The 12996-nt window shown below is 37.4% G+C and carries 6 protein-coding genes, 1 tRNA gene and 3 rRNA genes; all 10 read left to right on the top strand.

The genetic code is table 11. The annotated features are described in order from the left end of the window. Position 1 precedes the first annotated feature (1 nt). The 10 genes from FVE73_RS07975 to FVE73_RS07930 all read left to right on the top strand — a co-directional run bounded on the left by FVE73_RS07975 (position 2) and on the right by FVE73_RS07930 (position 12886). Entirely contained in the window at positions 2-1609 is a 1608-nt protein-coding gene (locus FVE73_RS07975) for a YihY/virulence factor BrkB family protein (RefSeq protein WP_018498542.1), read from the top strand. Positions 1610-1665: 56 nt separating this feature from the next. Beyond that, positions 1666-3099: a DNA recombination protein RmuC gene (locus FVE73_RS07970; protein WP_018498541.1), complete on the top strand. Its 1434-nt coding sequence runs from the start codon at positions 1666-1668 to the stop codon at positions 3097-3099. A gap of 210 nt (positions 3100-3309) precedes the next feature. Next, positions 3310-4377: a multifunctional transcriptional regulator/nicotinamide-nucleotide adenylyltransferase/ribosylnicotinamide kinase NadR gene (gene nadR, locus FVE73_RS07965; protein WP_018498540.1), complete on the top strand. Its 1068-nt coding sequence runs from the start codon at positions 3310-3312 to the stop codon at positions 4375-4377. 297 nt (positions 4378-4674) lie between these two features. Next, positions 4675-6178, top strand: a 16S ribosomal RNA gene (locus FVE73_RS07960). Positions 6179-6293: 115 nt separating this feature from the next. Next, a 23S ribosomal RNA gene (locus tag FVE73_RS07955) occupies positions 6294-9182 on the top strand. A 61-nt stretch (positions 9183-9243) separates the two neighbouring features. Beyond that, positions 9244-9356 (top strand): 5S ribosomal RNA (rrf, locus tag FVE73_RS07950). The 16S, 23S and 5S rRNA genes sit together here with 1 tRNA gene alongside, the layout of an rRNA operon. A gap of 16 nt (positions 9357-9372) precedes the next feature. After that, positions 9373-9449: transfer RNA gene (locus FVE73_RS07945), tRNA-Asn, on the top strand. Between the two features lie 439 nt (positions 9450-9888). Then, the gene (locus FVE73_RS07940; protein ID WP_018498504.1) at positions 9889-11115 is read left to right on the top strand and encodes an ABC transporter substrate-binding protein; all 1227 of its coding nucleotides are present in this window, start codon (positions 9889-9891) and stop codon (positions 11113-11115) included. A gap of 26 nt (positions 11116-11141) precedes the next feature. After that, positions 11142-11834 carry a GTP-binding protein gene (locus tag FVE73_RS07935; protein ID WP_006805894.1) on the top strand — a complete coding sequence of 231 codons (693 nt, stop codon included), beginning with the start codon at positions 11142-11144 and terminating at the stop codon, positions 11832-11834. Positions 11835-11869: 35 nt separating this feature from the next. Then, the gene (locus tag FVE73_RS07930; protein ID WP_018498503.1) at positions 11870-12886 is read left to right on the top strand and encodes an ATP-binding cassette domain-containing protein; all 1017 of its coding nucleotides are present in this window, start codon (positions 11870-11872) and stop codon (positions 12884-12886) included. Positions 12887-12996: the final 110 nt, after the last annotated feature.

The following is a 12996-nucleotide window of genomic DNA, read 5'->3' as shown; positions in this document are numbered from 1 at the left end:
TATGAAAGAAAAAAAAGAATTAAAAGGAAAGAGGGAAAAGAAAGGAGAAGGGTTGAAAAAAAAGATTGATGAAATAAAAAAGATGATATATTTAATTTATAGAAATTATCGAGATGGAGAAACACAAATACTTGCTATTTCTCTAACCTATTATTCACTTCTTGCAATTTTTCCTGTAGTTGCCCTTGTGTTGGGAATTACAAAGGGATTTGGCTTAGATAAGATATTTATTCAGAAGTTCTTTGAATTATGGCCTGGAAATAACAGTTTTTTAAAATTAATTGTAGATATAGCTCAAAAGTTACTTTTATCAACTGAAAGTAGTATATTAACTGGAGCGGGAATTGTAATTTTGATTTACTCTGCTGTTAAAGTTCTAATAATGCTTGAAAATTCATTTAATAAAATATGGAAAATAAATAAAAAAAGATCACTTACAAGAAGAGTGGTAGACTACATTGCGATTATATTTTTAGGACCAATATTTTTTGTTTTATTATCTGCATTAAATTCAGTTGTGATTGAAGAAATAGTGAAAAATTTTCCAAATAATGCTGTTTTAACAAATTTGTTTATTGGATTTTTTGGACCTGCAACATATATTATCCTATTTAGTTATTTATTTTACCTTATTCCAAATACAAATGTAAAAATTAAGCCAGCTATTTTTGCTGGAATTGTAACAACGGCACTTACTTTTGGATGGAAATTACTATTTTTACTGTTACAATCTTCAATTACGAAATATAATATAATTTACGGAAGTCTTGCATTAATCCCAATCTTTTTAATTTGGGTGCAATATGTCTGGGTAACAATTTTGCTTGGAGCTCAAATAGCTTTTTCAATACAAACTTCAGATGAATTTTTGTATAGTGAAAAAATTGAAATGCCGATAAAAGTAAAAAGAGAAGCAGGGATACTAATTTTATCATTAATTATTAAGAATTTCGTAGAAAAAAAAGAAGCATTTACATATCAAAAATTAACTGACAGGCTTGGAATGGAAGTATTTTTTGTAAAAGAGGTGCTTTCTGACCTTGAAAAAATGGGATTTATTAATGAAGTTTTCTATGATAAAAATTCAGACAGTCAATATCAAGTTGCCTATAGCCCTGAAAGTATAACAATTAGAGAATTTATGAAAAAATTTGATACTAAAAATATTGAACATTATGAAAATATTTTTGATAATTTAAATGAAGAGGATAGAAAACTTCTTGAAAAAATAAGAGAAAAACTGGCAATGAAAAAAATTGAAAATCCAGAAGGTGAGAATGGAAATAAAAGTGAAATCGAAAATATAGAACAAAAATCATCGTTCTCAGAAACAGAACATCTTGAAAATTCAGGAACGTCTGTAAAGTCCAGAAAACCAGAAGAATTGACAATAGATTTTCAAATTTCAAAAGAGCCAAAGCAAAAGGATGAAAATTTTAAAGTAAAAGATTCTAAAAAAATAATAGAAAAAGAGGAAATAGATTCTAAAAATGAGGAACAAGAAATTGAAAAGCAAACCGAAGAAGCAATAGAAATATCAGAAGTGGAAGATTCTGAAAGTAGTGGAAAAAGAGTTAGATATGAAGACGGAACTTGGAAATTTTTCTAGAAAAATAAAAATTTGAAAAAGGTTTTATTAGTTAGTTGGAAAGGGGAATGTAAACGGTGTTGACAATATTGGCGATAATTGTAAATACTATTTTAGTATCTATTATAATTATTTTATTGAATAAAAAAAATAATGAGAACTTGGAAAAGATAATATTAAATCAAATTAGTGAAAATAATCGGCAAAATTTTGAAGAAAATAAGAGAAAATTTGATGAAATTGAAAAATCAATAAATTTAGGTACAAAAAATAGCTTGCTCGAAGGAACAGGCAATATTGGAATTCTTTTGGCAGAAAATAATGAAAAAATGCTTTTAAGATTTAATGAGCTTGGGCAAAATATAAATGGAACGATAAATACAAATAACCAGCTTTTGTCTAAGAATCATACTGAAAATAGTCAACGTTTAACTGAAAGCATGAATAATGCTATTCAAAAGCTATCAACTGGATTGAATGAAAATAATACGGTGCTAACTGGAGTTATGACTGAGAATAATAACAAACTGACAAAAAATATAAATGAATTTAAGGATATGCTTAATCAAAATATAAATGAGAATTTTGAGAAACTAAATCAGAAGGTGGAAAATAGACTTGATTTGATGAATACGAAAGTGGAAGAACGTTTGTCTAAGGGTTTTGAGGAAACAACAAAAACTTTCGGAAATGTTTTGGAACGACTTAGTAAAATTGATGAGGCACAAAAAAAAATTGAAGCGTTATCAAGTAATGTCGTTTCGCTTCAAGATGTTCTTACTGATAAGAAAAGCCGTGGAATATTTGGCGAGGTTCAGCTTTATCAAATTTTGGCATCAGTTTTTGGAGAAAAAAACGACAAACTTTACCAGAAGCAATATAAACTTTCAAACGGCACAATAGTTGACTCAATTATTTTTACACCCGAACCATTGGGAAATATCGCAGTCGATTCAAAATTTCCGTTGGAAAATTATAGAAAAATGTATAATAATGAATTGAACCAAATTGAGCGGGAAAACGCGAGAAAAGATTTTGTAAATGACCTGAAGAAACATATAGATGCAATTTCTTCAAAATATATAATAAAAAATGAAACAAGTGAACAGGCAGTGCTATTTTTACCTGCCGAAGCAATTTTTGCTGAAATAAATGCCTATCATACTGACATAATAGAATATGCCAACAAGAAAAATGTAAGAATAGCTTCACCTACAACATTAATATCAGTATTAACCGTAATTCAAGTTATAATGACAAATATGGAACGTGATAAATATGCTAGCGTTATTCAGCAGGAACTTGAAAAATTAAATATTGAATTTGGAAGATACCAAACTCGTTGGAACAGTCTTCAAAAGGATATTGAAAAAGTTTCCAAAGATGTAAAAGACATTACAACAACTTCAAATAAAATAAGCAAACGTTTTACACAAATTTCAAATGTAAAATTTGATAAAAAAACAGACAATTTATTTGAAACTGTTCAAAGTCAAATTACTGAAAATTAAATTAAGCAGAATGCTTATTTTATCAAATAATAAAAAATTATAACTTGAAAAAATTGTAGACAGACTAAGAATAAAAATAATAGAGATAAATAATAACAAGATTTATAACCAGGAAGCAGAGAAAAATAACAAATCTAAAAATGCTGTGTTTATTGGAATTTTATAATCTTAAAAATGGTTAAATAAAAAACAGAAAAAGGAGAAAGTTAGATGTTAAAAAATGGAATAATATTTGGAAAATTTTATCCACTTCATATCGGACACGTTGATTTTATACAGCAGGCAAGCGGTTTTGTAGAAAATTTATACGTTGTTGTCTGTAGTGATGTCGATAGAGATAAAGAACTTTTTGAAGAATCTAGGATGAAAAAAATTCCGACTATAAAGGATCGGCTTAGATTTGTTGAAAAAACCTTTAAGCATCAGAAAAATATAAAAATCATACATTTGGCAGAAGATGGAATCCCATTTTATCCAAATGGCTGGAAATTATGGAGTGAAAGAGTACAGGAGACACTTTTGAAAAATAATATAAAAGTAGATGTAATTTTTACAAATGAAACTCAAGATGTAGAAAATTACAAAAACAATTTTTTAACATTACCAAATTTTGAAAGCACATTCAATAAAAATTTAAAAATCCAAATGATAGATACAAATAGAAATAATTTTCATATAAGTGCAACAGAAATAAGAAAAAATCCTTATAAAAACTGGTTTTTTATTCCAAAATACGTAAGAGAGTTTTTTGTCTTGAAAGTGGCAATAATAGGTTCACAACATTCAGGAAAAACTAATTTAACCCATAAATTAGCAAATTATTACAATACAACTTATGTAAAAGAATATAAAAAAGAATATGTAAAAGATGAACTCCAAAATAATGTAGATAATCTTCAATATGATGACTACAGCAATATAGCCTATGAACATAATAGAAGAATAATGGATTCTATAAAAAATGCAGAAAAATTAAGTTTCATTGATACAGATTTTTATTCTTTGCAATCCTTTTCAATTCTTGAAACAGGAAAAAAACATCCAGTAGTGGAGGATTTTGTAAGACATACAAATTTTGATGTATTATTATATATAAGGAATATATCTGATAAAGCTAATTCAAGTAGTCTTCAAGATTTTGAGTACGATAAAATATTACAAAATTTATTAAAAAAAAATAATCAAAAATATATTGAATTACCACATAAGTCAAATAAAAGTCTTACAGAAAATTATATGAAAAGTATTCAAATAATAAATGATTATTTAGAAAATTAAAAACATTAAGAAATATGTTAAAACTTTTTTAATATCGGATGAAAGTAGAATAGTGAAATGAGAATTTAAGTATAGAAAGTTGAAAAATTTTGAAAAAATCAAAAAAATTTCAAAAAAGTAGTTGACAAATAATCCCTTTTATGATAATATATATCTTGTCGATACGAAAATGTATCATGGACAATAGAGATATTAATAATGTAAAGAAGCAATTAAGTGTATAATCAACAAGTCAAGCATCTTGAAAAAGATGGCGTCAAGACTAATTAGGTGAAATTTAAATATATAAGAATATATTGAATGAAGAGTTTGATCCTGGCTCAGGATGAACGCTGACAGAATGCTTAACACATGCAAGTCTTTGGCGAAGCTGTGCTTGCACAGCCTAGCCAAGGCGGACGGGTGAGTAACGCGTAAGGGACTTGCCCTGCAGTCAGGGATAACAGACGGAAACGACTGATAAAACCTGATAAAGTCAGGCGGACTCATGTCCAGCCTGATGAAAAGAATGCTGCAGGAGAGCCTTGCGTCCTATTAGCTTGTTGGTGGGGTAACACCACAAGGCGATGATAGGTAGCCTACTGAGAGGGTGGACAGCCACAAGGGGACTGAGATACCGCCCTTACTCCTACGGGAGGCAGCAGTGGGGAATATTGGACAATGGGGGCAACCCTGATCCAGCAATTCTGTGTGCACGATGAAGGTCTTCGGATTGTAAAGTGCTTTCAGCAGGGAAGAAAAAAATGACGGTACCTGCAGAAGAAGCGACGGCTAAATACGTGCCAGCAGCCGCGGTAATACGTATGTCGCGAGCGTTATCCGGAATTATTGGGCATAAAGGGCATCTAGGCGGACGGATAAGTCTGGGGTGAAAACTTGCGGCTCAACCGCAAGCCTGCCCTGGAAACTATGCGGCTAGAGTACTGGAGAGGTGGACGGAACTGCACGAGTAGAGGTGAAATTCGTAGATATGTGCAGGAATGCCGATGATGAAGATAGTTCACTGGACGGTAACTGACGCTGAAGTGCGAAAGCTAGGGGAGCAAACAGGATTAGATACCCTGGTAGTCCTAGCTGTAAACGATGATTACTGGGTGTGGGCATGAAGAGTGTCCGTGCCGAAGCAAATGCGATAAGTAATCCGCCTGGGGAGTACGGCCGCAAGGCTGAAACTCAAAGGAATTGACGGGGACCCGCACAAGCGGTGGAGCATGTGGTTTAATTCGACGCAACGCGAGGAACCTTACCAGATCTTGACATCCTGCGAAGGACTGCGAGAGCAGGCTGTGCCTCCGGGAACGCAGAGACAGGTGGTGCATGGCTGTCGACAGCTCGTGTCGTGAGATGTTGGGTTAAGTCCCGCAACGAGCGCAACCCCTATTGCCAGTTGCCATCATTAGGTTGGGGACTCTGGCGAGACTGCCTGCGAAGAGCAGGAGGAAGGCGGGATGACGTCAAGTCATCATGCCCCTTATGATCTGGGCTACACGTGCTACAATGGTAAGCACAGAGAGCTGCAAGGCGGCAACGCCAAGCCAACCTTCAAAGCCGGTCCAAGTTCGGATTGAAGCCTGCAACTCGGCTTCATGAAGCTGGAATCGCTAGTAATCGCAGATCAGCAATGCTGCGGTGAATACGTTCTCGGGTCTTGTACACACCGCCCGTCACACCACGAGAGTTGTCTGCACCTGAAGCTGCCGGTCCAACCGCAAGGGGGAAAGCATCTAAGGTGTGGATAGTGATTGGGGTGAAGTCGTAACAAGGTATCCGTACCGGAAGGTGCGGATGGATCACCTCCTTTCTAAGGAGCAATAAGCACTGCTTCTTTACATATCTTTATATCTGTCAGGACAATGGGAAATGAATAGTAGGTAAAAGATTATAACTGAACTGGAGTAAAAAAAGTTATTCTGGATAAAAAAGCTAGAAAGGGCACACGGAGGATGCCTAGGCAACAGCAGCCGACGAAGGACGTGATAAGCTGCGATAAGCCGGGAGGAGATGCACATAATCGCTGATCCCCGGATTTCCGAATGGGCAAACCTGCATGCCTGGAGGGCATGCGTGAAACGGCAAGCCTGCGAACTGAAACATCTAAGTAGCAGGAGGAAAGGAAAGTAAAAACGATTCCCTGAGTAGCGGCGAGCGAACGGGGAAAAGCCTAAACCGTGCCAGTGCCAAGCGGACAGCGTTGCTGGCACGGGGTTGCGGGACTTCCATTAACGGATTGTCATAATGTTTAATCTGCATATGTGTAAGTGGAACCAGCTGGGAAGCTGGACCGAAGAAGGTGAAAGTCCTGTAGAACATAAAGCGTATGTGGAGACTGGAAGCACCCGAGTAGCGTCAGGCACGAGGAATCTGGCGTGAATCAGCGTGGACCAAATCACGCAAGGCTAAATACTGCTGTTGACCGATAGTGAAGAGTACCGTGAGGGAAAGGTGAAAAGAACCCTGAGCAAGGGAGTGAAACAGAATTTGAAACCGTGTGCCTACAAACGGTAGGAGCCCGTTCCGGGTGACTGCGTGGATTTTGGTTAATCATCCTGCGAGTTATGGCTGGTGGCAAGGTTAATAGACGGAGCCGAAGGGAAACCAAGTCTTAACAGGGCGACAAGTCGCCAGTATAGACGCGAAACCTAGTGATCTATATGTCCAGGCTGAAGCTGAGGTAAGACTCAGTGGAGGGACGAACTCACCGCCGTTGAAAAGTTGGGAGATGAGGCAGGTCTAGGGGTGAAAAGCCAATCGAACTAGGAGATAGCTCGTTCTCTCCGAAATGCATTTAGGTGCAGCCTTGAACTGAGATATGTGGGGGTAGAGCTCTGTATGATCTAGGGGGCGTACTGCTTACCGAAATCAAGCAAACTTCGAATACCATATATTATGTTCAGGAGTGAGTCCGTGGATGACAAGGTCCTCGGACGAGAGGGGAACAGCCCAGACCGCCAGCTAAGGTCCCTAATTATGTCTAAGTGGGAAAGGAGGTGGACATTCATAGACAACCAGGAGGTTGGCTTAGAAGCAGCCATGCCTTGAAAGAGTGCGTAATAGCTCACTGGTCGAGAGTGCCTGCGCCGAAGATGTAACGGGGCTAAGACATAAACCGAAGCTGCGGAAGGTACCTTGTATCTTGGTAGGAGAGCGTTCTGTAGGCCGTCGAAGGGATGCCGCAAGGCCATCCTGGAGGTATCAGAAGCGAGAATGCAGGAATGAGTAGCGAGAAGGCGGGCGAGAATCCCGCCGGCCGGAAGTCCAAGGTTTCCAGGGGAAGGCTTGTCCGCCCTGGGGAAGTCGGGACCTAAGCATAAGCAAAATTGTGACGGCGAATGGAAAACAGGTTAATATTCCTGTACCGCTGTTATCGCTTGAGAGACGGAGTGACGCAGGAAGGTATGAGAAGGCTGACGGTTTAGCCTTTCTAAAATTAGCGTGGGCGCGCAGGAAAATCCGCGCGCCTAGACGTGAGACCTGACGGGGAAGTGCATTTGCATAAGTCGCAGATCCTACACTGCCAGGAAAAACTTCTATCGATGAGAAGCAGCGCCCGTACTGTAAACCGACACAGGTGGACAGAGTGAGAAACTTAAGTCCGACAGGATAACTCTAGCTAAGGAACTCTGCAAAATAGCCCCGTAACTTCGGGAGAAGGGGTGCCTGACATACCTGAAGAGAGAGACGCTCCCAGGAAACATACCGCAGTGAAGAGTCTCAAGCAACTGTTTACCAAAAACACAGGTCTATGCTAAGCTGAAAGGCGACGTATATGGGCTGACACCTGCCCAGTGCCGGAAGGTTAAGAGGAGGGGTGAGAGCTCCGATTTGAAGCCCCGGTGAACGGCGGCCGTAACTATAACGGTCCTAAGGTAGCGAAATTCCTTGTCGGGTAAGTTCCGACCTGCACGAATGGTGAAATGATTTGAGAGCTGTCTTGGCTGGAGACCTGGTGAAGTTGTAATGCCGGTGAAGATACCGGCTACCTGCAGTAGGACGGAAAGACCCGTGGAGCTTTACTGCAGCCTGGCATTGGGTTCTGGCAGTGTGTGTATAGGATAGTTGGGAGACTGTGATGCAGTGGCGTCAGCCATTGCGGAGTCGCTGTTGGAATACCAACCATATGCTGCCGGAATTCTAATCTGGCAACGGAGACAGTGCTAGGCGGGCAGTTTGACTGGGGCGGTCGCCTCCCAAAGAGTAACGGAGGCGCTCAAAGGTTCCCTCAGGCTGGATGGAAATCAGCCTGAGAGTGCAAACGCATAAGGGAGCTTGACTGCAAGACTGACGGGTCGAGCAGGTACGAAAGTAGGAGTTAGTGATCCGGCGGTTCCGCATGGAAGGACCGTCGCTCAACGGATAAAAGCTACCCCGGGGATAACAGGCTGATACTTCCCAAGAGTCCATATCGACGGAAGTGTTTGGCACCTCGATGTCGGCTCGTCTCATCCTGGGGCTGGAGAAGGTCCCAAGGGTTGGGCTGTTCGCCCATTAAAGAGGCACGCGAGCTGGGTTCAGAACGTCGTGAGACAGTTCGGTCCCTATCCACTGCAGGCGCCTGAATACTGAAAAGATCTGACCTTAGTACGAGAGGACCGGGTTGGACAGACCTCTGATGCATCAGCTGTCACGCCAGTGGCACGGCTGAGTAGTCACGTCTGGCACGGATAACCGCTGAAAGCATCTAAGCGGGAAGCCAGCTTTGAGATGAGTATTCGCAGTATCCATAGAGAACATATGGTTGATAGGCTGGGGGTGCAAGTGCAGCAATGCATTCAGCTGACCAGTACTAATATTACGTCTGCTTTTAAGGTGATCTTTTACTTCTGCTATTTATTTCTCATTGTCTTGATAGGCAGCATATATATCCAGTTTGGTGATGATAGCGACAGGGATACACCCGGTAACATTTCGAACCCGGCAGTTAAGTCTGTTAGCGCCTAAAATACTTGGACTTGTCCTGGGAAGATAGGCGGTTGCCAAACTTTTTTGAATATGTGTGTCTCCGTAGCTCAGCTGGTTAGAGCATCTGACTGTTAATCAGAGGGCCGTTGGTTCAAGTCCAACCGGGGACGCCATTTTTTTATTTGTTGAATTTATTTTTGTCATGTCATATTCTCCTTAGCGGAGTTTTTTTTATTTATAGTAAACTACTTTAAAACTGAACTCAAAAATTATAATTATTTTGTTCAAACCTTAAACTTATATAATTTTCAATAGTTTAATTTTAAATAGGTTTCACTATATTATGATAATTTTTTGATTATTTACTAGATACTATTTAAAAAAAGGTCGAGATTTCGATTTATAATAGATCTGTTATTTTAATAGGAAATAGTATAAATGAAATTTAAGTATTACATAAATTGCAATATTAATTGCGACATTTTACCAAATTTTTCTTAGATTTGTGTAATATATATTACACTTTTTTTTGTTATTTTATGTTATAATTCACTTATAATAAAATTGTTTTAAAATTAAAATAAAAAATAGAGAAATTTAGGAGAATGTAGTATGTTTAATTTAGATGATACGCTTTATGAGATTATAAAAAAATATCCTGAGGCTTTGGATTTTTTTATTGCTAATGGGTTTGAGCAGCTTAAAAATAAACAGATGCTTGAGGTTATGGGGAAAAATATTAAGTTAAGAATGGCACTTATGTCAAAAAAAATTAATCAGAAACTGTTTGTTGAAAAGCTGGAAACATTTTTAAAAAAAGATGCGGATATTGATGTTTCGCTAGATGAAAGCAAAGCTGATGAGAATAGTGACTTAATAATCGAAGGAGTGCTGCCTTGCCCTATCAGAATACCACTTTTAGAAGGTATAAAAGACTGGGTAAACGAACAGAATGAGAAAAATGATTATACTATTTCATATACCTTGAAATCCGCAAATTTAGGGCTTGACTGGGTTGTAGAAAAAGTTAAGACAGGTAATCCTGACAAAGTTTCGGATATATTGCTTTCAGCTGGATTTGAGCTGTTTTTTGATAAAAATTTGATGGGACAGTACATGGAAAATGGTATTTTTGAAACACACCTTGAAAGCATGAATAAAGATTTTTGCAATGAAACTATTGATTTGCGGGATCCTAAAAAGCGTTACGCAATAATGGGAGTTGTGCCAGCAATATTTTTGATAAACAAGACTTCTTTAGGAGATAGAAAAGCACCAGAAACTTGGGCAGACTTGTTAAATGACGAATTTGAAGACTCAGTTGCATTGCCAATGGCTGATTTAGACTTGTTTAATGCTCTTCTTGCAAATCTTTACAAAGATTTCGGAATGGATGGGATACATAAATTGGCACGTTCATACAAAAAGAGCTTGCACCCTGCTCAAATGGTAAAAGCCAGAACTAGAACACCAGAAGCCCCTGCTGTCAGCATTATTCCATACTTCTTTTCACAAATGATTGACGGATCAGGAGATTTGGAGGCTGTATGGCCAAAAGATGGAGCTTTGCTAAGCCCAATATTTATGATTACAAAAAAATCTAAGGCAGATAAAATCAAGCCATTTATGGACTTATTCATGTCAAATGAAATTGGAACAATTTTTTCTGCAAACGGAAAATTCCCATCAACAAATCCAAATGTGGATAACCATTTAGAAGAGCATCAGAATTTCAAATGGATTGGCTGGGATTTCATTTATAGCCATGATATTGGGAAAATTATTCGTGAATGTGAAGAAGAATTTAATAATGATGTACAAAAAAGTTTTACAGAATAATTTTTAAATAAAAAAGGAGAAAAATTATGAATTTGATAATATTTTCAGGCCCACCATCATCAGGAAAAACAAGCGTTATTCTAAAAACAGTAGAAGCCTTAAAATCACAAGGAATGTCAGTGGGAGTAGTAAAATTTGACTGTCTTTATACAGATGACGACAAATTATATGCAAAAGCAGGAATTCCAGTAAAAAAAGGAATTTCAGGTGCTTTATGTCCAGACCATTTCTTCGTATCAAATATCGAGGAAGTTGTGCAATGGGGAAACAGCCTTGGGCTTTCAATATTAATTACAGAATCGGCAGGACTTTGCAACAGATGTTCGCCATATATCAAGGACATCAAGGGAGTCTGTGTAATTGACAATTTATCAGGAATTAATACGCCTAAAAAGATTGGACCATTATTAAAAGCTGCTGATATTGTTATTATTACCAAAGGAGACATTGTTTCACAAGCTGAACGTGAAGTTTTTGCCTCACGTGTGAACTCCGTAAACCCAAAAGCTGTAACAATGCACGTTAACGGGCTTACTGGACAAGGAGCGTACGAATTAAGTACACTTCTTTACGAAAAAGAATTGGAAATAGACAGCGTTCAGGGAATGGAACTTAGATTTCCTATGCCATCGGCACTTTGCTCTTACTGCTTGGGAGAAAAGAGAATCGGTGAAAAATACCAGATGGGTAATGTCCGAAAAATGAATTTACAGCAATAAAAAAAATAGATAAAAATAATAAAAAAGGAAAAAACATGAAAAATAACGATTTAATAAATAAATTGACTATTAGTGAACTTAGCAATAAATATCCCTTTGCAGAAAACTTTTTTACTGAAAACCACTTACCTGTAGAAACTTTTCAGGATAGGACATTTCACGAGTTCATCGTAACTTTTGCAGAAGATAAAATCGAAGACTTTGCACTGGATGTGGAAAAAATTGAGGAAAGTCTTGTTGACTACATTGAGCAGATGAAACTTTTTTTGGGAATGGAAGAGGAAAATTCGATTGATCTGCTTACAATCCTTGCTGGACAGGATAAATCAGGAAATAAAGAGGGATTTGAAAGGCTCGACATTCATAAATCAGAAATTATTTCCATTGTAGGACCTACAGGCTCTGGAAAATCAAGACTTCTTGCCGACATCGAATGGACTGCCCAGAAAGATACTCCAACACAGCGTCAAATCCTTATAAATGGTGAACTTCCAGACAAAAAATGGCGTTATTCCTCAAACAACAAATTAGTCGCACAACTATCACAAAATATGAATTTTGTTATGGATTTATCGGTAAAGGAATTTCTAGAACTGCACGCTCAAAGCCGAATGATTGAAGATATTGATGAAACTGTGGAAAAAATCATTACCGCTGCAAACAATCTGGCTGGAGAGCAATTTGACTTAACTACTGCAATTACAGCCCTAAGTGGTGGACAATCCCGTGCTTTGATGATTGCCGACACAGCCATTCTAAGTTCATCTCCAATTGTCCTAATTGACGAAATTGAAAATGCAGGAATTGACAGGAAAAAAGCTTTGGAATTACTTGTTTCATCTGACAAAATCGTATTAATGGCAACACACGATCCAACATTGGCACTAATAGCAGATAAACGAATTATAATAAAAAATGGTGGAATTAGTAAAATTATCACGACAAGTGCGGAGGAAAAGAAAATTTTGAAAAAACTGGATGAAATGGATGATGTTATTCAGAAGATGAGAAGTAATTTGAGAAAAGGGGAAGTTTTGAGAAATGATTTTTAATTAAAAAATTTGTTTTTGAAAATTATTAATGAAACTAAATTAGGGAGATTTATATTATTTCTCGTTTGAATAGAATAAACGATTAGCTATAAATTTTTTCGCAAGGGGTC

Source organism: Leptotrichia wadei (genome assembly GCF_007990545.2).
Taxonomy (GTDB): Bacteria; Fusobacteriota; Fusobacteriia; order Fusobacteriales; family Leptotrichiaceae; genus Leptotrichia; species Leptotrichia wadei.
This window is presented reverse-complemented; position numbering and strand designations above follow the sequence as displayed.